The organism is Sinomicrobium sp. (assembly GCA_029266035.1).
In the GTDB taxonomy this organism is placed as follows: domain Bacteria; phylum Bacteroidota; class Bacteroidia; order Flavobacteriales; family Flavobacteriaceae; genus Sinomicrobium.
Genome location: JAJUFH010000008.1, coordinates 35,565 through 62,277, shown reverse-complemented (window position 1 = coordinate 62,277; position 26,713 = coordinate 35,565). Strand labels below are relative to the sequence as shown.

Annotated in this window: 25 protein-coding genes; 11 read left to right on the top strand and 14 right to left on the bottom strand. The window is 43.6% G+C overall.

Features of this window, described 5'->3' with window-relative positions:
* Positions 1–21: 21 nt before the first annotated feature.
* Positions 22–663, bottom strand: a complete 642-nt coding sequence (locus ACYZZR_RS06030) for an RNA polymerase sigma factor (protein WP_461533091.1) — start codon at positions 661–663, stop codon at positions 22–24.
* 343 nt (positions 664–1,006) lie between these two features.
* Here ACYZZR_RS06030 and ACYZZR_RS06025 point away from each other — a divergent pair, with 343 nt between their 5' ends.
* The 4 genes from ACYZZR_RS06025 to ACYZZR_RS06010 all read left to right on the top strand — a co-directional run bounded on the left by ACYZZR_RS06025 (position 1,007) and on the right by ACYZZR_RS06010 (position 3,218).
* Positions 1,007–1,582 carry an RNA polymerase sigma factor gene (locus ACYZZR_RS06025; protein WP_461533090.1) on the top strand — a complete coding sequence of 192 codons (576 nt, stop codon included), beginning with the start codon at positions 1,007–1,009 and terminating at the stop codon, positions 1,580–1,582.
* 3 nt (positions 1,583–1,585) lie between these two features.
* Positions 1,586–1,771 (top strand): hypothetical protein, encoded by a 186-nt coding sequence (locus ACYZZR_RS06020; protein ID WP_461533089.1) that lies wholly within the window; start codon positions 1,586–1,588, stop codon positions 1,769–1,771.
* 24 nt (positions 1,772–1,795) lie between these two features.
* Complete coding sequence (locus ACYZZR_RS06015) at positions 1,796–2,629, top strand: mechanosensitive ion channel family protein (protein WP_461533088.1); 834 nt, start codon at positions 1,796–1,798, stop codon at positions 2,627–2,629.
* Between the two features lie 166 nt (positions 2,630–2,795).
* Entirely contained in the window at positions 2,796–3,218 is a 423-nt protein-coding gene (locus tag ACYZZR_RS06010) for a hypothetical protein (RefSeq protein WP_461533087.1), read from the top strand.
* An 88-nt stretch (positions 3,219–3,306) separates the two neighbouring features.
* Here ACYZZR_RS06010 and ACYZZR_RS06005 read toward each other — a convergent pair whose 3' ends face one another.
* The 3 genes from ACYZZR_RS06005 to ACYZZR_RS05995 all read right to left on the bottom strand — a co-directional run bounded on the left by ACYZZR_RS06005 (position 3,307) and on the right by ACYZZR_RS05995 (position 7,668).
* Positions 3,307–4,065 (bottom strand): LytR/AlgR family response regulator transcription factor, encoded by a 759-nt coding sequence (locus ACYZZR_RS06005; protein ID WP_461533086.1) that lies wholly within the window; start codon positions 4,063–4,065, stop codon positions 3,307–3,309.
* Positions 4,062–5,990, bottom strand: coding sequence for a histidine kinase (locus tag ACYZZR_RS06000; RefSeq protein WP_146746580.1), 1,929 nt, complete (start codon positions 5,988–5,990; stop codon positions 4,062–4,064). The genes ACYZZR_RS06005 and ACYZZR_RS06000 overlap by 4 nt, the downstream gene beginning before the upstream one ends.
* 133 nt (positions 5,991–6,123) lie before the next feature.
* Complete coding sequence (locus ACYZZR_RS05995) at positions 6,124–7,668, bottom strand: histidine kinase (RefSeq protein ID WP_461533085.1); 1,545 nt, start codon at positions 7,666–7,668, stop codon at positions 6,124–6,126.
* A gap of 238 nt (positions 7,669–7,906) precedes the next feature.
* Here ACYZZR_RS05995 and ACYZZR_RS05990 point away from each other — a divergent pair, with 238 nt between their 5' ends.
* The 6 genes from ACYZZR_RS05990 (at position 7,907) to ACYZZR_RS05965 (ending at position 12,669) form a co-directional block, all read left to right on the top strand.
* Positions 7,907–8,446, top strand: a complete 540-nt coding sequence (locus ACYZZR_RS05990; RefSeq protein ID WP_161554510.1) for an outer membrane beta-barrel protein — start codon at positions 7,907–7,909, stop codon at positions 8,444–8,446.
* 61 nt (positions 8,447–8,507) lie between these two features.
* Positions 8,508–9,347 carry a hypothetical protein gene (locus ACYZZR_RS05985; RefSeq protein WP_461533084.1) on the top strand — a complete coding sequence of 280 codons (840 nt, stop codon included), beginning with the start codon at positions 8,508–8,510 and terminating at the stop codon, positions 9,345–9,347.
* Positions 9,348–9,358: 11 nt separating this feature from the next.
* On the top strand, positions 9,359–9,688 hold the full coding sequence (locus tag ACYZZR_RS05980) for a DUF4870 domain-containing protein (RefSeq protein ID WP_461533083.1): 330 nt from the start codon (positions 9,359–9,361) through the stop codon (positions 9,686–9,688).
* A gap of 59 nt (positions 9,689–9,747) precedes the next feature.
* Positions 9,748–10,293 carry a hypothetical protein gene (locus tag ACYZZR_RS05975; protein ID WP_112371380.1) on the top strand — a complete coding sequence of 182 codons (546 nt, stop codon included), beginning with the start codon at positions 9,748–9,750 and terminating at the stop codon, positions 10,291–10,293.
* Between the two features lie 57 nt (positions 10,294–10,350).
* Positions 10,351–11,643: a hypothetical protein gene (locus tag ACYZZR_RS05970; RefSeq protein WP_461533082.1), complete on the top strand. Its 1,293-nt coding sequence runs from the start codon at positions 10,351–10,353 to the stop codon at positions 11,641–11,643.
* Positions 11,644–11,688: 45 nt separating this feature from the next.
* Positions 11,689–12,669 carry a hypothetical protein gene (locus ACYZZR_RS05965; protein ID WP_461533081.1) on the top strand — a complete coding sequence of 327 codons (981 nt, stop codon included), beginning with the start codon at positions 11,689–11,691 and terminating at the stop codon, positions 12,667–12,669.
* Between the two features lie 307 nt (positions 12,670–12,976).
* Here the strand turns inward: ACYZZR_RS05965 and ACYZZR_RS05960 are convergent, their stop codons facing one another.
* The gene (locus tag ACYZZR_RS05960) at positions 12,977–13,147 is read right to left on the bottom strand and encodes a hypothetical protein (protein WP_461533120.1); all 171 of its coding nucleotides are present in this window, start codon (positions 13,145–13,147) and stop codon (positions 12,977–12,979) included.
* Here ACYZZR_RS05960 and ACYZZR_RS05955 point away from each other — a divergent pair.
* Positions 13,073–13,828, top strand: coding sequence for an AraC family transcriptional regulator (locus tag ACYZZR_RS05955; RefSeq protein WP_461533118.1), 756 nt, complete (start codon positions 13,073–13,075; stop codon positions 13,826–13,828). The genes ACYZZR_RS05960 and ACYZZR_RS05955 overlap by 75 nt on opposite strands.
* A 50-nt stretch (positions 13,829–13,878) precedes the next feature.
* Here the strand turns inward: ACYZZR_RS05955 and ACYZZR_RS05950 are convergent, their stop codons facing one another.
* Genes ACYZZR_RS05950 through ACYZZR_RS05910 form a run of 9 tightly spaced genes read right to left on the bottom strand, consistent with a single transcriptional unit; the run spans position 13,879 to position 26,666 of the window.
* A complete protein-coding gene (locus ACYZZR_RS05950; protein WP_461533080.1) occupies positions 13,879–15,471 on the bottom strand; it encodes a sulfatase in 1,593 nt (530 codons plus the stop codon).
* A 30-nt stretch (positions 15,472–15,501) separates the two neighbouring features.
* Entirely contained in the window at positions 15,502–17,235 is a 1,734-nt protein-coding gene (locus ACYZZR_RS05945; protein WP_461533079.1) for a DUF885 domain-containing protein, read from the bottom strand.
* Positions 17,236–17,264: 29 nt separating this feature from the next.
* A complete protein-coding gene (locus ACYZZR_RS05940) occupies positions 17,265–19,445 on the bottom strand; it encodes a S9 family peptidase (protein WP_461533078.1) in 2,181 nt (726 codons plus the stop codon).
* Between the two features lie 50 nt (positions 19,446–19,495).
* Positions 19,496–21,103 (bottom strand): sulfatase, encoded by a 1,608-nt coding sequence (locus ACYZZR_RS05935; RefSeq protein WP_461533077.1) that lies wholly within the window; start codon positions 21,101–21,103, stop codon positions 19,496–19,498.
* An 18-nt stretch (positions 21,104–21,121) separates the two neighbouring features.
* The gene (locus ACYZZR_RS05930) at positions 21,122–22,834 is read right to left on the bottom strand and encodes a discoidin domain-containing protein (protein ID WP_461533076.1); all 1,713 of its coding nucleotides are present in this window, start codon (positions 22,832–22,834) and stop codon (positions 21,122–21,124) included.
* 24 nt (positions 22,835–22,858) lie between these two features.
* On the bottom strand, positions 22,859–24,436 hold the full coding sequence (locus ACYZZR_RS05925; RefSeq protein WP_461533075.1) for a sulfatase: 1,578 nt from the start codon (positions 24,434–24,436) through the stop codon (positions 22,859–22,861).
* A gap of 28 nt (positions 24,437–24,464) precedes the next feature.
* The gene (locus tag ACYZZR_RS05920) at positions 24,465–25,688 is read right to left on the bottom strand and encodes a M12 family metallo-peptidase (RefSeq protein WP_461533074.1); all 1,224 of its coding nucleotides are present in this window, start codon (positions 25,686–25,688) and stop codon (positions 24,465–24,467) included.
* Positions 25,685–26,224, bottom strand: coding sequence for a hypothetical protein (locus ACYZZR_RS05915; protein ID WP_461533073.1), 540 nt, complete (start codon positions 26,222–26,224; stop codon positions 25,685–25,687). The genes ACYZZR_RS05920 and ACYZZR_RS05915 overlap by 4 nt, the downstream gene beginning before the upstream one ends.
* Complete coding sequence (locus ACYZZR_RS05910) at positions 26,211–26,666, bottom strand: hypothetical protein (protein ID WP_461533072.1); 456 nt, start codon at positions 26,664–26,666, stop codon at positions 26,211–26,213. The genes ACYZZR_RS05915 and ACYZZR_RS05910 overlap by 14 nt, the downstream gene beginning before the upstream one ends.
* Positions 26,667–26,713: the final 47 nt, after the last annotated feature.

Genomic DNA, 26,713 nt, shown 5'->3' with positions numbered 1-26,713 from the left:
AGAGAATACAAAAAAAGAAACCTAAATACGGCCAAAGGTCATAGAAAGTACTACGAAGAGAAAAACATCCTTCCCAAGTCCTTTTAAAACCTCGATTGCTCCGGACAAGTGGTGATATATCGTTCTTCTTTTCATTCCTGTAATCCCGACAATCTCGTCTACAGACAAGCCCTCGTAAAAACGAAGATATATGAGCTCTTGCTGCCTCGCACTCAAAATAGAGAGTACTTTCCGGATCCTTGTCTCCCGCTCTTCATTCTCTTCTTTGTCTGATATACCCAAAGAAATATGGCGGTTTTCGGTATCGCCTGGTGTTTCTTCTTCTAGAGAAAGTGTTTTGCTCCCGTGAGAAACAGTGCGTATCAATCTATTTCTAAGAGACTTATACAGGTACGACCTGATAACACGTACCTCACCGATACCGGATCTCTTGTTCCAAAGATTCAGAAACAAATCTTGAACAGCATCCCACACCGAGTTTTCATCGGCAACGACTTTCATTCCGTAATAAAAGAGTCGCTCTTCATTTTGTCGATAAATCTGTTCAAACGCCCTGCGACTACCCTCCTGAAAAGCACTCCAGAGCTCCGTATCTGAGTCGTATTCTCCTTCTTGCCCGGGTTGTTGAGACCTCCCGTTATCCAATCTGAAATCTGCTTTCATTTCCGTCTTTCCCTTGTTCCTAAAACCCGGATATCGCTGGTGTTTTTTAATCAATAGCCATTGCGACGCACCAGTGATAAATGTATCTTTAACTCAAAATTAGGAATAATTTAAAAATTATGACGAATTCATCGCTTATTGACACTTAAAAATCGTTTTTATGAAGGTTCTGATCTCAATTCGCTACCTTGAGGATCTCAACCAATATCTCAATATTAAAAGATTCAAATTCAGCGTAAAAGGCAAAATTTTCACAAAATTTTAAATATTTTTGTAAAATCATGTGACCTTTCGGAGTTCTAATGTGTCTAATCAAAATAAGAGGTCGCTCCTGACCCAAGTCATGGAAAAAAATCATCAGAAAACAGATGTGGCAAACATCAGCGATGAAATGCTCGTCTCGCGGATAAGGGAGGCGCATGACACATATTGGTATGGCATTCTTTACGACAGATATTCGCGGAAGGTATACCATAAATGCCTTTCGTTTACAAGATCTGTAGAGGAGGCACAGGATTTGACCCACGACATTTTTGTACAGCTATTTGTAAAGTTGAGAACATTTCGGGGAGATTCCCGGTTTTCGACTTGGCTGTATGCTTTTGTCTATAATTTTTGTGTAAACCATGTACAACGCAAACTAAATAAATACAGACAGACCTTCGTCCCGACCGATGATTTTAAGGACGAAGTTTCCGAGATTGAAGACACCGCCATTCTCGGACTTAAAGAGACAGCGCTGATGAAGTGCCTGGATATGATAGCCCCAGATGAGAAAATGATCCTGCTCATGAAGTATCAGGACGATTTTTCCATTAAGGATATCAGTTCAGCACTTAACATTGGAGAAAGCGCTGCCAAGATGCGGCTCAAAAGAGCCAAACATAGATTACTGGAATTGTATAACGAAATTGACTAATCCGTGGAAAACCCCTTCAAAAAAATTATCCAAGACGAGGAGCTCCCCAATTCCCTCCGGGAAAAAATCATGGACGATGTGGCTCTTATAAAACTCTCCCTCGACATGGCCGACCTGGTAGCGGTTAAGTACCCGGGCACCATAGGCGAGTTTTTCAATACCAAAAACAAAACCTCCGGCAAAAAATGATAAAAAACTACTAAAACCACCATTATGCAAAACTCTGTTGATCTCGATGTTCTGAAAAAACTCTCGGAACAACTTATCGATATGTTTCCGAAACTTTTATGGACATTGCTGTTACTATTTCTCGGATGGCTCATTTACAGAATTGTCCTTTTCGTCGTCGGGAGCTTACTAAAACTCTCAAAAATAGATAAGCTCTCCGAAAAACTCAACGAAACCGACCTCCTCTTCAATTCGTCCTATCGCATAGATCTCAGAAAAATCATTCTCTTTTTTGTCCGTTTTCTGCTCGTGCTTATACTCCTTATTACCGGAGCAGAAATACTCAATCTTCACGCCGTTTCAGAGGTTGCTGCCCAACTCATTGCCTATCTCCCTCGAGTGCTTACAGGAATAGCACTGCTTATCGTAGGATTGATTACGGCAAATCTGGTGCGCAAAGCGGTTCAAGACACATTGCGTTCTTTTGACATCAGCGGATCAAAATTTGTAAGTGGTCTGGCTTTCTACGTCATATTGCTTATCGCCACCCTTATGGCTCTCAATCAGGTTGGCATACAAACCGATATTATCACCAATAATATACTCATCTTCTTCGGTGCCCTCCTCGCGGCTTTTACCATCGCATTGGGGCTGGGATCGAAAGACGTGATTTCCCGACTATTGCTCAGTTTTTACACCCGGAAAAACTTTGAAACCGGCATGAAGGTGCGAATCGACGATATAGAAGGGGTTATAGAGCGAATAGACAGTATCAACCTGGTTTTGGCTACAGACGAGCAAAAAATCGTTTTTCCCATCAAAAATTTTACCGACCGCAATATCATCATCCTCTCAGAAAAAGAACAGAAAGAAAATTAGTTTATTTTTTTAATCCATAAAAAACTAAGCTCCAATTATTTACAAAAAAATGTAATTTATTTATTTCCTAGATGTGACTTTTTAAGACAACCTGTGTCCTAATAAACAGAACGGAAGAAGTTTGCGAATGACAGGAATGCAGCTTCTTCATAATTCTTGAAAAGTTATGTTAGGATTTAAAAAAAGAGAATTGACAGCCGATGAAAAATACATCAAGGACATTGTCCGGTATTTTTCAGAGAATGAACAAGTGAAGAAACTGATCTCTCCTATTTCCGACGAATACTTTCTTATAGACGATGTCAACGAAATTTACATTTGTATAGGAAACGGGAATTTCTCACTTTCCAATCACAAGTTTCTTTACGAAAAGATCTTTAATCTTTCTTTTACCGAAGAGCTGAAGAAAAAAGTTAGGCACAATATGGAAATTGAAATGCAGACTCTGAAGAAATCGCTCTTTAAAAACGAAACCGATCTCCTCGACAAGGTACTCGGTATGGTAAACAAGGCTAAAAAGGAAGAAGTGCAAAATCGCGAACTCAACGGCGAGTTGCAAACAGTACAAGGTGTCAGCTTTGCTGGTTAACACCTGGTTTATGGTTGGTTTATTAAAAGTCGGAGACCGTCTGAAAAGGCGGTCTCTTTTTTGTTGGTTATTGAAAAACAGAAAAACACTACGACCTTCTCAGGTTCTCAAAAATATCGATAATGATATTGCGCTTCGAATTGCTGATAGGGATCCTTTTTTTATTGGCCATAATCAGATACCCCCCATCATTTCTACTGTATTTTTCCATATAATTAGGATTGACCAGGTAAGATTGATGCACCCGTACAAACAGAAATTTTTCTAAGGACTTTTCTACTTCTTTCAGTGTCCGGCTAATGACAAACGATCGGCCATCAGCTGTGTATATTGTGGTGTAATTGCTCTGGCTTTGACAGTAAGTGATATTGGGAACCTCTAAAAATTCCAGACCGTCAGCTATAGGAATGGCGATCTTATTCTTCAGCACGCCCCCATTTTTCAGATGCTGCAACAGACGGTTTATCTCCTGCGACGAATCGTTTTGAGTATGTTGCTTGTCGAGGCACTGAGAAATAGCCTCTTTGAGCTCATCTTCATCAATGGGTTTTAAAAGGTAGTTTATAGCCTGTGCCCTAAATGCTTTTACAGCATACTGACTATAGGCCGTAGTAAAGATCACGTCAAACATCAATTTATCGAACTGTTCTAAAAAATCAAAACCGTTCATCTGTGGCATTTCCACATCCAGAAAAAGCAGGTCTATATCCATACGCTGCAAGGCTTCCAGAGCCTCGGTCGCTTTTGTACTTTTATACACAATAGGTAGTTCCGGAAACAGGCTCCGGATGTGTAATACCAGGCTTTCAACACAGTGTAATTCATCGTCCAGGATAGCAATTCTCATGATTGACAGGTGGTTTTAATATGGATAATAACAGTTGTACCCAGCGCATTGCCCAGGTCATCTTTTTTATCTATATACTCGTAATATATGGTATTCGGATGGTTTTTATTGAATAAACTGATCCGTTTGTCATTGATCTCTGTTCCCCGGCTCTTGTGTTGCTTTCCGGTTCGCGAAGCAAAAAACCTCCCTACCCCGGTATCATCTATCCTGATCTTTGTCTCATATTCCGTACCTTCAACAGCGATCGAAAGGATCTTGACCTCCTTGTTGCCCGGCAGTAGCCCATGCCATATCGCATTTTCCACAAAGGGCTGCAGAAGAAGGCTCGGCAGGCAGATTTGCTCCCCCTGTTCTTCCAAAGGATTATCGATGGTGTAGGAAAAACTGTCGTCGAACCTGTTTTTTTCCAGTTCGATATAATATTTTATCAGGTCCAGTTCCTCACTGAGGGAATGCACCGGTTTACTTGCCGTTTCCAATACCAGTCGCGAAAACCGGGCAAGCATAACGAGATATTTTATGGCCTGCTTATTCCTGTTATGCTGAATAAGGTTTTTGATCGAATTCAGGCAGTTGAACAGAAAGTGAGGGTTGATCCGCATCTGGCTCGCCAGGATCTCGGCTTCTGCAAGGTTTTTTTCATATACCGCCTTAAGACGTTCACTTTCCGCCTCAATCAGCAATTCTTCTGTTTTCTTTCTCGCATTGCGGTTTTTTTTCTGCAGGAAGAGCACTATAAGCAATGCTACAAACAGAGCAATGAGCAGCACGATGATAATCCCCCGGCTCTTAAGCCTGCTACTGTGCCTTTCGAGCTGCATTTCCTGGATGGACTGCTCTTTTTTTAACAGTGCTATTTCCGATTCCTTTTTATCCAGGTCGTACCGCCGGCTTATCGCAGAGATCTGTACCATCTGGTTCGTGAGGTTAATACTGTCCTGGTAATCCCTCGCTTTTTTATAATGGGCCAAAGCGAGGGGGTAATTGTGCAGGGCCTCATATATCCTTGATGTTTTTTCTGAGGTTGATTGCAGAAGCGCCTTGTCATTCAGGTCTTCTGCAATTTCATTGACCTGGTCAAATAAAGCAAGGCTCCGGGCATAATTCATTTTTCTCGAATTCAAATCGCCTAATTCGAGTAAGGTATACGCCTGTTGCTGCCGGTCGCCTATCTCTTTGAAAACAGTTAGGGCGTCATTGAAATAACGTGCTGATTTCTCCAGGTCTGTGCCTTCCGCCAGATAGCTTTCTCCCAATGCCTTTAGCCCCATGGCCCTCCCTTTGGCATCTTTCCGCGTTTCGTTAATTTTCAATATTTCACCGAAGTAGGCCCGCGCTTTATCGTGCTGCCCCAACTGATCGTAATATCCTCCGATCGTCAGGTTCTGAATTGCTATCCCCCGCTGGTTTCCCACCTGCTTTGCCATGCCCAGTGCTTTCTCCAGGTAGGCAAGCCCCTCTTCTTCCTTACCCGGGATGGCTATAAGCGTATTCCCTATCCCGTTACAGGCGATCTCGATATTCCGTGTATTGTTTTCCTTTTCGGCAAGGTGAAGTGCTTTCATGTGATAGGTAACAGCCATATCGTAGTCGGAGTTATACCGGCAGGCAACTCCTGCATTGTTGGCATACCGCATCTTGTCGACAGCATGCCCCTCCAGATCAGCTATCAATTCATACGCCCTGGCATGTAGCGTAATAGCTTCCCGGTATTGCTGATAAAAGCGGTAGAGCAATCCCAGATTATCCACGGCACGGGCATACAGCACGGGAGACTGTGTTTCTGCGGTTTCCATAGCCTCTATAGCTACGCGGAGATCTTCGTCATCGTTTCGGGACATGCGATGCAGCTCCCGGGACAATTCAATCATAACCACTACGCGTGCCGAATCCTCATGTTCGGCCGCGAGTTTATCGTACAAACTGTCTATTTTGGATTGCGCTGATACGATGGGAGTAAACAGGAAGCAGAGAATAGCATTCCTTAAACACCCAACCCAAAAGCATTTTCTTTTGTATTTTATATCCACCTGTTCTTTCAAATCGTTTTTTAATTTATTCCGGTTTCTCGTAAAAATCCAGGAGCAGTTCTACCCGTGTACCCAAAGCGTTATTGTATTCGTCTTTCAGGTCTACGATGTTTAGCGTTATCTTTTTGTCGTTATTATTGTGGTTAAACAGCCTTATTCTTTCCCGGGTCAGCGGGATTCCCATGGAACCCTGTATTTTCCCTGAAGTCCCCGATAATATCCTGTCGCGTCCTACTCCATTGTCTTCGATGGTAATTTTGATCCCCGGACACGTATTTCCGACAGTGATAAGCAATTGTTTTTCCTCTTTTTCACTGGTGAGAAGCCCATGCCAGATGGCATTTTCTATAAAGGGCAACAACAACAGCGGGGGGATATAACACCCGGAATTGTCAATGTGGTTTTCAATCCGGAATGTAAAGTCGTCATTAAACCGTTTTTTTTCAAGCTCCAGATAGTCATAAACCATCATCAACTCTCTTTCCAGGGGGATTATATCTTCTTCTGCCCGGTCCAGAACCGCTCTTATAAACCGGCTGAACCTCACGAGGTATTTGATGGCTTTCCCGCTTTCCTGCTGTAAGATCAGGTATTTGATAGCATTGAGGTTATTAAAAATAAAATGCGGATTGATTTGTGCCTGTTTTGCCTGTATTTCAGACCGGATCAGGTTCCGTTCATACTCAGCAGCCAGTCGTTTTCGCTCCTGTTCCTGGAGATCCTCCTTGATCGCTATAATTTCATTCACCCGCAGCTGTATTTCCTCCTCCAGCTGCCTGTTTGCCTCACTGACTACACGTTCCTGTACAGAAAGCTGCTCGATCAGCACTCTTTGTCCCCTGTCGTGTTCCTGGTGAAGAAACACAACCCGTTCGCCCAGGGCCAACGCGAAAAAAAGAGCCTGAAATAAAATCCCCAGTTGAAAATACGACGTGGAGGAAAGATCGTAAAATGCACGGAAAGGCACTTCCAGGTCACTATACCGCACGGAGGCTATCACGGAACCCACAAGATAAAAAAGGCTCCCGGCAATAAAAAACCCTTTTACCGGCGACTGGATTTTCCTGTAGATACGGTACAGAAAATAAGAACACAGGGAGAAAATAAGGATCCGGGTACCCACAAATATAAACAGGTGATGAGATGCTATATAGGGGTAAAATACAAAATAAAGCAGCGAATATATTACTGCAACCATACCAAAAACATGTAATTGCCTTGACAATATCCTGTTTTGGCGCCTGATATTGACCAGGGCTATGGCGAAAAAGATATAACACGAAAAGGAAAGTATGGTAAACGGCTCTATATACCGGGTTTTCCCCCGGAGATAATTTAAAACCAGGTTGTCGAACCCGCTTATATCCCGAAGCATCGCAAACCCGTAGAACAGGCTGAAGAGCAGAAACAGGCTGTAGTACAGGTAGATCCTTTCAGATGTTTTGAGATATACCACGAAGATGATAAACAAGAGCAGGGTTATGGCACCGCAAAAAAACACCCCCATAGAGTCTGAAATGGTGAAAGCGGCTACGGATTGGTCTTTCATGACCATGGTATAAAATTTCATCACCTGCCCGGTTTAAGAAATAGCTAAAACCCGAAGATAATCCAAAATACATACTTCAGGGCAACTTCAATTAGTTTTTAAGGGATTTGAGAGAGTATTTGCAGGTTTTTCCTGATTATCCGTCCTTTTTTATACGCACTAAACGGAACAGCCCCTATACTCATTCCCTATTGCCCCCTGTCTTTACAAGCCTTAATCTTGTACCACAAAACCAAAAATCATTTAAATAACAGTAAAAATGAAAAAATTACTATTTGCATGTTTGTGTACTGCTGCTTTTTCAACGGGCATATACGCCCAGAAAGGCGATATCAACATCAATGCCGGTGTGGATATAGCCCTTCCCACAGGAGATTTCGGAGAAGTCTATAACATGGGATTTGGTGCCACCGTCAAAGGCTTGTACGGCATCAGTGAGAACGGACAGATAGGTCTTACCCTGGGGTATATCCGGTTCGGACTCAAAGATGAATACGACGAAAACCTGAGCGGTTCTCTGGGGATTATCCCGGTTTTTGCCGTATACCGGCATCATTTCGGCAACCTGTATGTAGAGCCTCAAATAGGGTTCTCCAGCAATAAGGTAAAACTGGAGACGGAAACAACCGGTTGGGGCAGCTTTGGCGGATCGGCTTCGGAAACTTCATTTGGCTATGCTGCAGGAATCGGGTATATGTTAGGGGATATCGACCTGTCAGCCCGTTATCAGGGGCTGTCACAAGGAGGCTCGGGTATGGGGTTCCTTGCAGTACGTGCAGCGTATAATTTCTCGCTGTGACAAGCACGGCAATTCAAACGGCAGCGGTGCAATATACTGCGCCGCTGCAAAAAACAAAATTATGGATCTGATCAAAAAAACAGTCTTCACGGTCATCGCCATAGGGCTTATACTGCCTGCTCATGCGCAATTGCTAAAAAAAATAGGAGAGCGCGCAGGCAAAGCTGTGGAACGGACAATACTGAACAAGACCGACCAGAAGATCTCCGAAAAAGTGGGAGAAGGTATTGACGATGCCGTCGATGGCAAACCGGAGAGAAAGAAGAAACCACGACAGGGCGCTAACGCCCACAGGGATGTTACATACGCTGACACCTATACTTTTACACACCGGTATGTGATGAAGGTTTCAGGAGAGAAAACGGGTGCAGACGTCGTACTTAATTATTACCTGGCCCCTGACGTTTCCTATACCGGAATGGAAATGAACCGGCAGGGCATGGAGATGTTTACCATATCAGACTCAAAAGCCGGGGCTATGCATTCGTTTATAAGTGTTAACGGCAATAAAATGGCAAGCACGACATCTACCCGGTATGACGGCGAAGGGGAAGACGACATTCCGAATGACACAAACCTGCTGGATTACAATATTACCAGCCTTCCCGACAAAATCATTGCAGGGCACTCCTGCAAGGGTAAACAGCTGGAGGACCACAAAAATGTCATCATTTTTTATTACACACAGATAAAAGGGGTGCAACTTAACCTCTTTGACAGAGAAAAAAGCCAGCAGATCTTACCCGGGGAGTTAAAAGGTCTGTTTGATCCGGACAGTCTGATCATGTATATGGAAATCACAGAGAAAACGGGCAAAAAACAGCACGTTACCATGGAATGCCTGGAACTGTCGCCTTCCGGTTATACACTGGACACCAGGGACTATAAAAAAGGATTGTAAAATTCAGGATTATGCCACAGGAAACGGACAAGAAGGAAAAGACCATGGCTATTATCGCCTATATGACCATCGTCGGCCTGATTATAGCTTTTATCACAAACAGGGAAAAAAGGGTACCGCTTACCTCCTATCATATCAGGCAATCTGCAGGATTGGCAGTCACAGGGCTGATACTGAGCGTTGTAAATATTATTCCCATCCTCGGATGGATTATTGCCATTCTCGGCAGTTTTCTATTGCTCTATATGTGGATTGCAGGACTTATGAATGCCATGAATGCGAAACAAAAGCCCATTCCCTTGCTGGGTGAAAAATACGCGCAGTGGTTTAAAGGTCTGTGAAAAAGAAGGAGAATAACAGAAATTAACATAACCGGGCAACCGGAATAAAAATTACAATTATGGGAAAAACAGTAGTACATGCAGCCATGTATATCGTCACTCTATGTCTCGTTGTGGCTTGCTCCGGCAGCGATGATAAAAATGAAAAAACGGATACGGGGGCAGATGAGCACACGTATCACATCGTCATAGACGGTGGAAAAACCTATACCGGTGGAGTTGCCAAATCGCAGGGCGGGGTTTTCTGGCCGTTCTCGTTGGTGGAATACAGTGATGAGACCGGCAGCAAGGTATTGGCAGGGACGCTCCTCGATGCCGGAAAATTTCAGGTGGGAGTAGGTTTTACCCTCGACGAAAATAATAAACCAGGCCTTGAGGGAAGTGGTCCCGGCCTGGTTTTCGGTGAATGGGGAAGCGAGCATAAATATACTCCGGCAGGAGAAATCGATATGACGATAGAACACTATAAGGAACATGATATCACTTTTGCCGGAGCATCGGGTACGGGCGCATCGTACACCTTAAAGTTTGAAGGAACATTCAAATCGGGACAGAACGGTGAGCCTGTTAAGGTAACGGGAACCATAGTTTCTGCTGCACCTTAGTATGGCAGTTGTCTTTTATACGGTTCTGTTCGTTTAACGAATACCATAGAAATAATCATGAAAAAAACACCTATTATCCTATTGGCCCTTTTAACCGCGGCCATGATCATGCTTTCCTGTAGTGAAGACGATCCTGATGATACCCTTGGAAACGAAGATCAACAGCAGTTGGAACTTACTACAGCCGGGACCACCGTAGAAACCGGTTCGACAGTACTATTTGAAGTAACCGCCGGAGGACAATCTGTCTCCGATGCCGATCTTTACATTGACGGTGAGAGAACAGCCGGTTATCAGCACGTGTTTGACGAAACAGGCACAAAAACCGTACAGGCAAGGAAAACGGGTTATAAAGACAGTGCCCCCTTAACCATTACCATTGAGGAAAAGCCTGCCGATGTGGATATTTATGTCCTCGGAGAGGAAGGGACTTCATTAAACGACTATCGACCTCTCTATTGGAAAAACGGGGAAGCCGCGGCATTCAATCACGAAGCACTTGGCAGTATGATGTACTACAGTATGGCCGTAGTGAATGATAAAATACATGTTGCAGGTGAACGAATATATTCTTCCAGCCGTGCCGCTGCTTTCTACTGGGCAGACGACATTCATGAGGAATTAACCGGTTCCGATGGCTATGCCAGAGCGTTTGATATCTGTGTTACAGATGGCGATGTTTATGTAGGAGGGATTAAAAAAGAATCGAGATCTGTCATCTCTGTGGTGTACTGGAAAAACGGGGAACTTGTTACGGTAGCAAGCGGAGCATTGGGTTCAACTGATGGAGGCCCCATTGTCGTCAAGGGGGATGATGTTTATATGGCAGGTATACTGGACGGGGCACCGATGTACTGGAAGAACGGTACCGGTATACCGTTGGAAGGAGGTCCAGGACAAGTCACGTCCATGGCCGTGACTGAAAATGGTGATGTATATGTGGCCGGATATGCCTACGGCGGGCCGACGATCGCCCAATATTGGAAGAATGGCGAAAGGGTCGTTCTGGGTGCCGGAGAAAAGAATTCTGAAGCGAACGCCATATATATAGAAAACAACGATGTATATGTGGCCGGTTGGGAACAGATACCCCGGTCTTCCGGAACAGGAACGGTAGCAGTAGCCCGGTATTGGAAAAACGGGGAAGCTACAGACCTGACAGACGCTTCATACCGTGCAGAAGCAAACAGCATCTTTGTTCTGGATGGTGAAGTATATGTCGCAGGGGTAGAATATATGGAACAAAGATCGGCTACGTATTGGAAAAATGGCGAAGCGGTCAGGTTGTCCGATCAGGAATTCAACGGATATGCCGGGGATATTGTCGTGGTGAAAAAAACCGGGAATTAACCTGCTCCCGGTTATTAATCAGCTTATATAACTAAAATAACAATCATGAAAACATTTTTTTACAGCCTGACAGGGGCATTGTGCCTGATATTTAGTCTCTCGTCCTGTGATGGCGACACGGGGCCGGAAGGACCACAGGGAGAAAAAGGAGAAACCGGGGCACAAGGTATTCCCGGAACTGATGGCAATATGTTACTGTACGGCAATCAGCCGCCTACGGCCTCAGACGGTATGGAAGGTGATTTTTATATCAACCTGCAAAACAGTATGCTTTTCGGACCAAAAAACGGGCAGGACTGGGGAAGTGCCATTGATCTGAAAGGTGAAGACGGACAGGATGGACAGGATGGACAGGATGGACAGGACGGACAGGACGGAAGCCAGATCCTGAGCGGGACAACAGTACCCACATCTGCCACGGGGAAAGCGGGTGATTTCTATTTCCTGACGACAACCGCCTTATTATACGGGCCAAAGACAAATAACGGCTGGGGGACCGGCGTGAACCTGAGGGGACCGAAGGGGGACAAGGGAGATCCCGGTACGGCGAATGTCATATCTTCACCGTGGTATACTTCATACCAGGGGGGGAGCGGGTCTAATTTCAGCAGCACATCAGGAAATGGCCATAGATACTGGACACTTAACAGCAGTCACCTGGCTAATTTCAGGACCTTTACCGGTGCAACATCAATATCTGACTTTTTAATGAACGGAAATGGCACCATGCTCGTATACATCAGGGAAAATGATGCAATGCCGGTCTCCCAACTCCCTGCAGTGCTCAATCAAAACAACAGTGAATACAGTCTCACAGGTTGGGATGTTGCTACAAACAACCGTGTTACGGTTTATATTGAGAGAACCAGTGGTACCGGCGGAGTGCCCAGTTTTCAAATACGTATGGTATTTATTCCGGCGGAACGAGCGCTTTCCGGCTCATCGGGACGGGACCATGGCAAAAATACCGACTGGAGCAAGGTGAGTTATAACGATGCGAAATCCATGTTCGGACTGAAAGATTAAGAAAAAAGGGTTACAGGGCACAGTACTGCCGGCCATTCCCTTCCGGAATGGTCAGCTCAAACAAAAACCCTCATAAACACCGGTTTTATGGGGGTTTTTTCGTGTTTCGGGGATCACGATGATCTTTCTGAGTTTGCGGATATTCCTTCATGACATCGTACTACAAAAATACTACAATCGCAATATCAGCATAAAAGCAAATATTTTAGATATTAAATTTGGGTTGTTCTATGTTTTTGTGAATATCATGGTCGACTCAATACAAATACATGCGATCCCCTTTAAAATACCAAAATCACAACAATCTTCATTGAGAGTTCAGATCGATAAGGGGCCGCATTTCTATGACCACCTCCATTATCATCCGGAATTCCAGATTACCGCGATAAAAAAAGGGGAGGGGATCCTGTACCATGGAAATGATATGGTCCGGTTTAAACCGGGTGATGTCTTTATCCTGGGGTCCAATATTCCCCATCTCATGAAGAGTTCGAAAAACTATTTCTCCTCAAAATCGGGCGGAGTATATTCCGTTTCACTCTTTTTTAACAGGAATACCTTTGGGAAACAGTTTTTTAACATTCCGGAGTTGACTAATATCGGCTCGTTGCTTCAAAATTGCAAAAGAGGGATCTCGCTTTCCGGAGGTTTAAGGAAAGAGGTAAATGATCAGATTCTGAAAATGTCGCATGTGAGGGAAGAAGAATTGATCATCCGTTTTTTAAAAATACTGTCAACCATACGAAAAGCAAACAAAAGATTTATCAATTCCAGTATATACAAGTTTTCCATTGAGGAAAAGGACGGACACAGGCTTAACAATATCCTGAATTTTACGTTCAGCCATCTCGAAAAAAACATCAGGGTTGAAGATGTAGCCCAGATTGCCAATCTCAGCAAATCGCAGTTCAGCAGATATTTCAAATTGCACACCGGAAAAACCTATATTGAGTTTTTAAACGAATTGCGCATAGAATCGGCCTGTACATTACTTCTCGACAAGAGAAATACTATAGAAAATATTTGCTACGATGTAGGCTATTCCAATCTCTCCAATTTCAACCGGCAGTTTAAAAAAGTAAAGGGAGTGCCTCCATCTGTATACAGAAAGCTTAGGGACAGTAATGACATAAACGACAGGGGACTGAAAATGACATAGCCTTCCGGTTTTCCGAAAGGCTAAACAACTAAAGAACAACAGCGATAGATCTACTCTTGATTCCAGTATTTATCGAGTAAGTACTTATTGTCTTTTCCGTGCTCCAACCACTCCTCATATTCCTTTTCCGATCTGAATGGAGGCACGAAATGAGGAAGCATTTTTAGCGATGTCTTTTTTAAAGGTGCCGGATTTTCCGGAATATAGCTTTTCATTTTATCTACGACAGACTTATATTCCGGGAGACTGGCGAGATTGATCCACTCGTTCTCATCTTTGGTATGGTCGTACAATTCTTCGCTACCATCGATATATCGGGTATACCTCCAGTTTTCGGTACGCACTGAAAATTCACCAAAATCATAAGTGGTAATGGCTGGATAATTCCATTCAGCTTCGGGATCCCTAAGCAGCGGCACCAAGCTTCTACCGTCCACTCGTTTACTGGGTGGCAAGCCACACAAATCGAGCAATGTAGGGTAAATATCCATCAGCGACACAATGCGGCTGGAGTGCCGACCATTGCTAGATCCTTCAGGTATGCCGGGTGTACCCTTAGGCGCGTGCATCATCAAGACGGATTTGGTGGTGTTTTCCCACAGGGCAAATTTTCTCCAATGCTCCTTTTCTCCAAGTTGCCAACCGTGATCTGACCAAAGTACGACTACCGTATTGTCTGCATATTTACTGTTTTCAAGAGCGTCTAGCAGACGGCCCAACATAGCGTCGGCAAAGGCGATTGAGGCCAGGTATCCCTGTACTGCATTTTTCCACTGCCCAGCTTCGAGCACGTGTTTGTGATAATTTCCCCCTCTGTGCGCGATATCTATAGCTCGATCGCCGATATCGTCCAAATCGTTCTTCAAAACTTCTGGTAGCTGAATCGACTCTAACGGAAACATATCGAAATATTTTTTCGGCACATACCAAGGCATATGTGGACGATAGATTCCACAGGCGAGGAAAAAAGGATTCTCGTGGTCTTCACTGAGTTTGTCGGACACCCATTTTACACTTTTGTAATCCCCCATCAAAGAGTCTTCTACGGCAAGAGGAGTCCAATCAAAAGCGACGTACATATCTTCAAACATAGGCATAGATATCGTCTTGTTCTCGTTTTTTTTCTTCCTGTCCTCAGGGGTAAATGCGTTGGCTGGGAAATCCCGAGGCATGTTTTTCTTCTGTGAGGGCCAATACTCATCCCATGCTGTGGTATCTACCTGAGAATAGTGATATAATTTTCCCGCACCAGCTGAGTAATATCCATTATCCCTAAAATATCCTCCCAACGAGCGATAATCTGTAATGACCTCTCTCCAATCCTGATAATTAGAATACATCCCTGTAGTCTGCGGAGCTAAACCCGATAAAATAGCGGACCTCGATGGATTACAAGCGGGATTGGCCGTATAAGCATGGGTAAAGAGAACCGACTGTTTGGCCAGCCGATTAAAATTGGGAGTTATAGCTTGAGGATGCCCTCCGAGGGGCTCTATCCAGTCGTTGAGGTCGTCTATGGAGATAAACAAAACATTTGGCCTCTCTAAAACAGGAGGTTTTTCCGACTTCCAGGAAATTACAGTGCAAAATATCAAGGAAGCGACAAATATGCTGCCTAGTCGTAATTTGTTTTTTGTACTCATCGCATAAATTTTCAGAAAATTAGATGATTATTATTGTTGTTCTCTTATATAGTGATTTACTCTTTGTTCTAAGATTGGCAGGGTTACTGTACCTTGCTCCAAGATCACTTGGTGGAATGTTCTGACATCAAACTTCGTCCCCAGTTGTTGCTCTGCCTTTTGGCGGAGTTCTCTTATTTTGAGTTCTCCTATTTTATAAGACAATGCCTGTCCCGGATTGGAAATATAGCGGTCGGTTTCCGAATTTATTTCCAACAGTGATAAAGCAGTATTCGATGCCATAAAGTCTACCGCTTGTTCGCGAGTCCACCCTTTGGCGTGAATACCAGTATCGACCACCAATCTGCAAGCCCTCCACATTTCGTAGGTGAGTTTTCCAAACTCCTCATAGGGCGTGGTGTACAATCCCATTTCACACCCTAAAGTCTCTGCATACAGTCCCCAACCTTCTACAAAAGCAGTGACCGAAAAATTTCTTCTAAATCTGGGAATACTATCGCCCAACTCTCTGTTTAAACTAATCTGTAAGTGGTGTCCGGGAACAGCTTCGTGTGCGGTCAGAGCGGGCAGGGTATACAGTGTTCTACTGGGCAAGTCGTAGGTATTTACCCAGTAATAGCCTGGATCTGTACTTTCGCTAGGAGTGGGGATATAGCGCCCTCCGGTATATTTTGGAGCCATCGCATCGGGTACTGGAGCTACACCGTATGGTTTGCGAGAGAGTGTTTTAAAAAACCTGGGGAGTTGAGCATCCGCACGCTTGGCTATATCGCGTGCACGCATCATAAGTTCGTCGGGAGTCTTGGCATAAAATTGGGGGTCAGTTCGCAAAAACTGCAGAAAATCCTTAAAACTCCCTTTAAAACCCAAGTCAGCAACAATTGCCTCCATCTCTGCCTTTATCCTGCTCACCTCACTCAATCCTATATTGTGGATGTCATCTGCCGTATAGTTGGGAATAGTTGTGTAAAAATTAATCCTGTTCTGATAATAGGCCTCTCCTCCAGATAATTCAGATATTCCCAGCGTAGTCCTCGCATTCGGAAAATATTCAGTCTCAAAAAAGGTTTTAATGCGTTTGAATTGAGGAACGACTTTGGTTTCTATAGCTGTTTTCGCTGCTTTTAGCACAGAATCTTTTTGAGCATCGGTCAAGGTTTTGGGCAAATCTTTAAAAGGAGAATAGTAAAAACTATCCTTATAGTCAGTTACTATATGATCGTTGTAGGTTGACTCATAGCCATCAAAAATCACTCTGGGCTGTGAGACTCCTTTTTGCAACCCCTCTCTTATATTTTGGACGTGCTGATCCACAAATACGGGAATAGCATTCAGTTGATTCAAGTAGCGCTTTACTTGTCTGTAGTTTGTAAGTGGCTTTACTCGATACGGCAAACTGGTGTGAAAACCCGTATTGGAAGTTATCGGATTCAAATATCGTTCATACTCGAAAAAATCCACCTTATCCTGCAAACTAAAAGCCAGCAGTTTCTGTGATATTTGTTCGGTTTCATTCAATTCGTCAACATTTATTTTCGACAGCTCTTCCAATTTTTCCCGAGCAAACTGCGCTTCCGACTCGTAATATGCCTTTGTGTACAAGCCAAGAGGGTATTGTTCGCGGTCAAATCCCTTGTGATTGTGATAGCTGTTTATCAGCTGTCGCAACGATTGCGAGCCCTGTTTTATTCCACTCTCACTTTTCTCCTCCTGGCATGCGCAAAGAACGAGAATGACTGTAATGACGATAAAAACTCTTTTCATAATCGTGTTTTTTATTTGACGAAAACCTACTACTCTTCGAGCAAGTGTTGACTAAAAAAATCCAGATAAGTTTCAAACAGGTGATAACGACTGCCTTTTATCACCTCAATATTATGAGTGCGATTAGGATAAGGAAGTACGTAAAATATCTTCTTTTCCTGTATGAGTTTATTGATAAGTACCTCTGTGTTTTGATAGTGTACATTATCGTCTCCGGTACCGTGTACCAGTAGTAAATTACCTTTAAGACCTTTTACATAATTTAAGGCAGCGGTTTCTTCATAGGCTTCCGGATGTTGTTGTGGCGTACCCATATACTTTTCCGTAAAACCGGCGTGATAGTACTTGTGGTGAGACAAGTAGGCACCTGGTATAGCTGTATTAAAAACATCAGGGTGTTTCAATACCAGTAAGAGACTCATAAGTCCGCCACCACTCCAGCCGTATACCCCGATCTTTTCTCCATTGATATAAGGGCGTTGCGCCACCATAATCTCAGTCGCTTTTGCAATATCGTCGGCGGGTAGTATACCGTGTTTGAGGTAAATCGATTTTCTCCATTTTTTCCCTTTGAGAACCGGAGTTCCACGACCGTCTATCCCCATTACGATAAAACCTTTTTTAGCCAATAACTGATAAAAGAAGTAATTCTGTCCCTTCCACTTGTCGACCGTAGTTTGGTTTGCAGGCATACTGTACACGTGAAATACGACAGGGTATTTTTTGGAAGCATCGAAATTAGGCGGTTGTATCATCCACGAATCCAGTGCTACACCATCTTCAATCTCTATTTCAGAGTAGGTAACCGGAGAAGGGTGTATCTCCGCGATTTTCTCTTTCAAGGCTGCATTATCCTCTATGGCTTCCACCAACTTATGTCCGGGTATTTTTATCAGTGTTAGGCTGGGCGGAACATCAAATCGCGAAAAATTGTGGAACGCCCATTTTCCGTCAGGCGATATATCGTAATTATGCGTTCCTGATTCATTTTCGGGCGTTATCCTCTCGAGTTTTCCTCTTCCGTCTAAGCTAGCTCTGAACAAGTACAGATGCAGACTGTTTTCGGGAGAAGCGTGAAAGTACACCCATTTGCTTTGAGGGTCGGCCTTGATCTGTGTTTTGTTGAACACATCGTATTCGCCTGGAGTGACACAGGTTTTTTGTTTGCCGTCTGAACTGATTTTGTACAGATGTCTCCAACCGTCATTTTCACTGATCCAAAGAAAATCAGATCCTCCATTGAGCCAAACCAGTTGAAAAGCATCCAGGAATGTATCTTCTTTTTCGGTATAGATTTTTTGTGTCTTCTCGCTACCTGCTTCGACCGCATAAATATCCATGACATTCTGATTGCGATTTAGCTTTTGTATATACAGCTTACCTGACTTGGGATTCCAATTAAAGTGAGTGATATAAGAATCTCGGTAGTCATCACCCAAATCCGGCCAGCTGATCTTTTGAGTGGCAACCTCCACCACAGCTGGTTTTACAGCCGGGATGGTATTGCCGGGTTTAACATATTGAAATTCCTTTACCGCAGGGTAAAGAGAATCGGTATTATTGATAATCTTGTACATCTGAACCCCGTTGGTATCGAAATGGTTAAAAGCGATGTACTTACTGTCAGGACTCCAATAGTGATTACGAGTACTGTGTATACTCGCCATGCGGAAAGGAGCAGTAGCATTGACAATTTTATCATCGCCGTCGGTAGTCAACTGTATTGTTTTTTTGTCGTCTATATCATAAACGTACAGGTTCGATTTGTACGCAAATGAGAGCATTTTGTTGTCTGGAGATATTTTTAAACTCCTGCTACCCTTTATCTTTTTACCAAGTTGCAACTCTGTATTGCTGCGATCGGTCAGGTTGACAAGGAAGCTGCGTGTTTTACCTTTGAGGTTAAGATTGACAATCAGCCTGGTATTGTCGTCTGAAAAAGTATAATTTCTTATTTTCCCCTGGCTTTCACCGATCAATTCGGCAACCGAAACCAACAGCTTTTGCTCTTTTGAACCGGCGGTATAACAGACCAGTTTTTGCGCTTTATCTTCCAACTTTACATACTGATTTTCTTTTATCCACCTGCCTGCGTCGATACTTTTACCCGCAAAGGTGCGATTGGTAATATTCTCAATATTCAGTTTTACCTCTTGTGCTCCAGACCATGTAGCTAGCAGTCCGAATACGATTAATAACAGTTTTTTCACTACTTTCATTTTATAGTTGAACTCGTTTTATTTTTGATTTAGTCAATATATTACTGGGTTGATGTACCATTCAGCTTAAATCCCTTACCCAACTCTTTGTGCAGTTGCGCGATTAACTCGCTATTTGCAGGATTGTTGGCTATATTGATATTTTCTTGGGGATCATTTTTGTGGTCGAAGAGCTCCCTGGCAATAAGCTTGCCTTTAGTATTTGTTTTTTTATCCCAATCGTACCAAGCTACATAGCGATAGCGGTCTGTTCGGACAGCATATCCCATTCGCTCTTGCTTTCTGTATTCGGCAGGGCCAAACCGTCCGAGCAAGAACTGGCTGTAGGCTGCATCTTTTACCTTCGCCTCAGTATCCTTTAGCAAGGGTATTAGACTATTGCCTTGTAAGTATTTCGGGATTTCAAATCCTGTCATATCGCAAAGTGTGGGGTAAACGTCTACGAATTCGGTTAGGGAATTGGAGATTCCTCCTTTTTCTTCAACTCCTTTTCCACTGATAATAAGTGGGACTCGGGTATCTATTTCGTAGTTCGACATTTTTGCCCAACTGTTGTGCTCGCCAAGCTTCCACCCGTGGTCTCCCCAAAGTACAACAATGGTGTTCTCTCTAAGTCCCAAACGATCCAGTTCGTCCAACAACCTTCCTATCTGTGCATCGATATAAGAAACACTGGCGTAATAAGCGTGTTTTAGCACTCTCTGCCGTTCCTCATCTAGTGGATCGTCTTGTGGTTTGGGCAAATCGTGACTTCCGGTATACGCCCGCAACTCAGCATCGCCGTGTACAGCAAAAAGAGGACTGTCTTTTGGAGTATAAGGATTGGTCGCCAAGGGAATATCTTCGCTTTTGTACATATCCCAGTATTTTTTAGGAGCGTTAAACGGAAGATGAGGCCTGTAAAATCCGACGGATAAAAAGAAAGGCTGCTGTTTGTCTTTGAGTTCTTGTAGCTTTTTGACAGCCATAGTGGTCTGAGCACCGTCGTAATATGCATCATCGTCTACATCGGCTATTTCAAAGGCCTTGGCTTTAGTGTAGATAAAGCCGTAATGATCAAATTGAGCTTTCCCTTTTTTTAAAAGTTGAATTTCCTTTTCCTTTTGAATAATGAGGTTGTCTGTATTTACATACACCGCATCAGGGTCGAATGGAAAGCCGTCTGAATGCAGTTTTTCATTCCAAGAAATGGTATCCGGAAAGATGTTGTGAAAAGTCTTTCCATAGCCCACTGTATAATAGCCTTTATCTTTAAAAAATTGCGGCAGTGTTACTACCTCCGGCATATGATCTCTAAAATTGGTGTACAAATCCCATACCTGAGTAGAATCTGGTCTTAATCCGGTCAACAGACTGGTACGCGAAGGTGCGCAGACCGCTTGTTGACAATATGCGCGATTAAAAACCACCCCCTGACTCGCAAGTTTGTCTATATTGGGGGTTTTGATAACTTCATTGCCATAGCATCCCAACTCCGGTCTCAAATCGTCAACGGGAATAAACAGTATATTAGGTCGTTGAGACATCATATCTTGAGTATCTACTTCTGTTCTGTCTTTTAGCTGCGAAACTTTACTGCTACTGCCATTACAGGAACTCAATACCGCAAAGGCAGTACACAGCAGTATACAAGAAATTGGTATTTTCATGTCTTTTATTTTTTAGTCTTATGGGGCTTCTGTAATGATATCGAGTTCGTTAATGGTCAAATTTTCCACTCCATTACCGGTATAGACCTCGTCTACGGTAATTCTGATATAGCGCGCTGTTTGCTCACTGCCAAACAACACTTCGGTCTCAATGCCGTTTTCCGGCTTGGTATAATCTGCCGCAGTGGTATAGGTAATATTATCACTGCTCAGTTCTACCAAAATATGTTTAGGTCTGAACTGCGGATTGGGATTCCTCATAGAGTACATATAAATACCGCTAAAGGTATTTTCCACCCCCATATCTATATCGATGATATGCGGAGTGTCGGAAGCTGACTGCGTAGGCCAGTCTGAAAACCAAAAAGTGCTTAGGTTGCCGTCGAACATAGCATCAGCACCCTGAGCTACCGGCTGACCATGCGTTGTGCTGTTGGCAGAGATCGACCAGGTAGAGCGATTAGAAAAGCCGACAAACTCCCTGTTGATATTGTCATCCGGTTCAGGCTGAGTGGCTGAAGATATCGTATAACTGTATTGAAGCGGAATTTCCCTGAATCCGTTTTCTGTCAATACGTTAACCGCCAGTACTATGTCGTTGTCTAGTTTAGACCCGTAAAGGTTGTAACCGTTAAAAAACTCGGAATACGGCATCTCCAGTTCGGCTTTGTATTCATCGGGGTTTCCAGTTGGTGTTATCTCTGCGGTAAAAGAGATTGCGTCGTAATTTTGGTTTGCAACCGACGGTTCTGCATCCATACTGACATAAAGATGTTTCGGGAGAATATCTGAGGTAAATGTAAAACTCGCTTTGGTAGCCTGTATACTATTGTCCTTTTCAACCTTGTAATTCACCATTTTCACTTTGGGTTGTACGGCGTAATAGTCGATGCCATTATCCGTTTTATTAAAGGCTTCACAAACATCGAATATGGCTAAGGTAGAAGGGAGGAACATCACCTTATCTTCATGACCTCCCGCATCCCATCGATTAGCGCCACCACCTCCCATCATACTCAGATATGGACTATCTGAAGCTTTGTGAGCTATGTGAGGAGCGTTTAATGCATGTCCAAGTTCGTGGAGCAAAGCACCGTATTTTGACGCGTTCAACAAGGCCAACCCATCCAGTGTTTTTCCGGTGTTTACCATGGTGTAATCGTCAGGAGACTTGGTGACTACCATCCTGTTATTTGCATTGTTGGCAAAGCCGGTAGCTTCATCACATACAATAAGGGTGTGTGCTCCACCCGCTTCATCGGGATGGCCTTGGAGATAGGAGGCCACCTCTATCCTCACCTTGTTGCTGTCATATTGATCGCTGGTGTTTTCTGCGTAAACAGGAATAATGCGTACATCTGTATCGGAATACCTGGTAAACAGGGCAAAGGTCTTATCGGGATAACCGCCCAGTTCCATCTGCTTTTTGTACCATTGCTGAGCAAAGAGCACCGCCTTGCTCAGATTGGATCTGACCGTATTTTGCTTGGCTTCGTACACACTTACAAAGTCGGAAGGTATAAAATAGACCACATTGAGCGGTTTTTGATTGGATCTATTTACGGTATAGGGCTCGTCAGGATCGCAATTGTCAATTGGCTGATCTTCAAAACCCTCTATCAATTCCTCTACATCGGGTTCGGAAGAACAGGAGACCATATTTGCGGACACACAAAGTGCCACAAATAAGTCCAAGAGTATTTTGGTGAAATTTGTATCAAATCTTTTCATTGTGAATTATCATTGTATGACTTTTTACCGTTCACTTTCTGGTATAGCGGCTCTCCAGCCTTTTGCTAAGCTTTCGGAAAGATGTTTTGTCAATGCCTCATTTTCGGGATATCCCGCAATATTTTTGGTCTCGTAAAAATCCTCTTTGTGATCGTAGAGTTCTGAAGCGACAAAATCTCCTCTCGTCTTGGTTTCATTGTCCCAGGTATACCACTCTACATAGTGATATCTCTCAGTTTGCATAGAATACCCCATATATTCGTTTCCGTCTTTAGATGCCTTCTTCGTTCTTCTAAACTGGGTAAAAACGGCGTCTTTCCACGGCAATTCCGGATTTTTAAAGAGTGGGGTAAGACTAGTTCCTTGAAAATATTCAGCTTTTGGCACTCCGGCCAGATCGCATACTGTAGGGAAGAGATCGACCAACTCCGACAGAGCTGTTATTTTCTTCCCTTGTTGCTGATTAGCTTCTTTTATGATAAGTGGAACTTGGGTATCGATACGGAAATTGGTCTGTTTACCCCAACCGTTGTGATCTCCTATTTTCCAACCGTGGTCTCCCCAAAGCACTATAATGGTATTGTCGTAAAGATCCATGGCTTTTAAACCTTCTACTATCCGGCCAATCTGTGCATCTATAAAAGAAACACTGGCGTAATACCCCCTTCGCAAACTGTCTACATATTGTTGAGGAAGGGGTTCTTCTTCCGGTCTTCCTATTTTATGTGTGTTGTGGTAAGCGCGCAGCTCGTAGTTGGAACTCGAAGCCATTATCGGAGCATTTTCGGGCAGTTTCGGATTAGCAGGCGGGGAAATAGATCCCTCCGGATACATATCCCAGTATTTTTTCGGAACTACAAAAGGAAGGTGTGGTCTGTAATAGCCGAGCCCCATAAAGAAAGGTTGCTTTTTGTCTTTTATCCTTTTTAGTGTTTCTAAGGCTAGAGTGGTTTGTTTGTCATCTATATAAACTGAGTCGGGCAGATCAGCTGCCTCCAAGGCCGGGCCGTGATTCCAACCGTCTGCATACAACTCACGCGGACTGTTTACCTTTGACAGCAATTTCTCTCTCGTCGCCTCCTGTATCGCTTTAGATTCTTCAGTGTACCAATAAGTTTCGCCATCTCTGTAGCGATGAGGCTCAGTGTTGTAGGGATAAGGTCTCAAATCGGGTTCGTCCCATGAGACGGAATCGGGCATAAAATTGTGAAATATCTTCCCGATGTTTACCGTGTAATACCCCTCTTTGTGAAAATACTGAGGCATGGTCACGGCGTCGGGATCTATTTTTCTGAACTCGTCTCCCAAATACCATACTCGAGTAGAATCGGGTCTGTAACCCAACATAGTACTCGCCCTCGAAGGAGCGCATACTGCCGACTGACAATGTGTGTTTAGCATAGTCATAGACGAAGCGGCCAGAGCGTCAATATTGGGAGTTATTATTTCTTCATTGCCGTAATATCCGAGTTCGGGTCTCAAATCATCTATAGATAAGAGAAGTATATTAGGTCGTTGAGGGGCTTCCTTTTTTTCGGTAGTCGACGATTGGCATCCAGCTAAAAACAGAGCGCCCAATACACAAAAAACACATGCTTTCATATCGTTTATATTGAATAACTTACGCAAATCAAAAAGGTTTGTAATTTCCTATATAGGCGTGTAGCTTTCCCTTGTCGGCAGTCATTTCAAATCCAGGTTTGAAATTTACTTCCGCTGCACTCACAGAAATATAGGCATTGCCGTCTACTGCCGCACTCAGCTCAATATTCCGGCTGGCTCTGTACACATTTTCTCGCTCCACATCATAGCTTCCGAGAGGTTGATTTATACTTATGTACTTATCACTAACTCGGATATTTTCAATATCGTAGCTAGTATTTGCTACAGTTTTCCTGATGAGGTTTCCCGGTTGCGGACCCAAAGCAAGACTGAAATTCACTCCTACATCACTGCATTTGAGAATTTTGCAATAACTCATTATAGTTCCCTTATTCGGCGCCGGTACCGGAGGTCTGGAACAAGGGTCATTGTTAAGTGGTTCTGGTTCTTTACAACCGTCTATGGCAGTGTTATTCCCATTCCAAAAGCATCCTTGAGTGTGCGCCGACCCCATACTGTGCCCCAGCTCGTGTGCCAATATGTGTACCCCGTTAGACCAGTCGGGCAATCGCGCTTCATCGCTGGGGTCGACCCCTCCTGCCACCAATGCTCTTTGAAACTTGGGACGGTTATTTCCATTGGGGGCCTTGTACATATCTTCTCCAGCTCTGCGCGCTACCCCTCCCTTTACTACCGACGACAGCAATACGGCTATATTGCCACTGTAATCCGGGTTGTAATTCTTTAAGTAACTGCTGAAACTCTTCAGTTTTTTACCCGCCGTATCTCCCGTAAACGGATCTGGCTTTGTCCATATCTTTATTTCCTCTATTTTAAGATTTACTTTTTCAGATGCATAGATATCCGCTACCTGTTTGAAAAGAATGTTCCTAATATAGCGTTCAGTAGCTACCTCGTCGTTTAGGTTTTGATATACCGAATAGTCTGCAACCACATAAACGCCTATCACCTTTTCTGAAGATGAACTGTAGTAATCTTCGGTAAAAGGGCCATTCTGATAATCCCCTCCCGGGATGTTGGTATTGTATTCTACCGGTGAGGGGGTATACCCATCCCCACATACTGGAACAAAGCTGCAATCCATCAAACCTTCAGGCTGGGTTTCCGAATATTCATCAAATGAGAGTGCTGTGCTCTCAGCTTCATTTTTGCCGGCAAACAGCTTGAAAAAAATAGTTCCCACGACCGTTATCATTAAAATCGCAGTAGTTGTTTTCAAAGATATTTTCATCTTTTTTGGAGTTTTATCTCACAAGGTGAAACCTTGGAGGAGGTTTGTTTTTTGCGCTGTTGTCTAATATATTCTAGCTTTTTGCGTTGTTCCATCAAGTAAAGGGTTAGTTCCTCCGTTTTTTGTAAGATCATATTGGTCATTTTTCCGGCATCTAGCCCCTCTTTTCTAATCGTTTCAGCCGCGGGAATACCTGGTAAATGATGATGGGTTTTAACAAAGTCTTCCACCTCTTTTAGAGTCGGCATCGTATAATCGGGGAGCAATTCGGAGCTACCGGTATAGTACTTCTGAAATACGTAGTCGGCGGGAATCTCATTGCTCACTTTAAAGGCTGTAGCTCGAATCTCACCATTTACGGTGAGTTCTGCATCGGGATGCTCAGAGCCTATTCCTATACGACTTCCTTTAGTGACAAACAGATAATCTTCCGCATCGACTTCCCATTGCTGAGCATAAATCTCTACCTGTTGCAGGGTCATAGCCAAAAAAAGGAGGCTTGCAGCATACTTCACCATCTTATTACTTTTCTTCATTGATCAGTTGTTGTATCAATTTTTCCTGCTCTAGCACGTAGAGAGTGAGTTCTTCAATTTTCTGAAGGAGTAGATTGTTCATCTCCGCCAAATCCATACCCTCTTCTCGTAATTCTTTAGCCGAAGGGATGCCGGGTAAATGGTGATTTTCTCTGATAAAACTCTCAACTTCATCGAGAGAAAGCACAGTGTATCCCGGCTGCAAAACAGATTCTCCGGTATAGTACTTCTGGAATACGTAGTCTGCTGGGATTTCCAGGGTGAGTTTAACAGCGCTGGCGTGTATTCGTCCGTTTACAGTAAGTCTGGAATCAGGATTTTGAGACCCTATCCCCACCTTGGAGTTCGTGTATACATCTCCATTGGCATTAGTGTTCCACTGCGCTTGGGAGGTGTGGGTGATAAACAAAAGTATTCCTAATACTACAAGAACTCTTTTCATATTGACAGATTAATAATTTATTTGACTTAATCGCTTTTACACCTCTA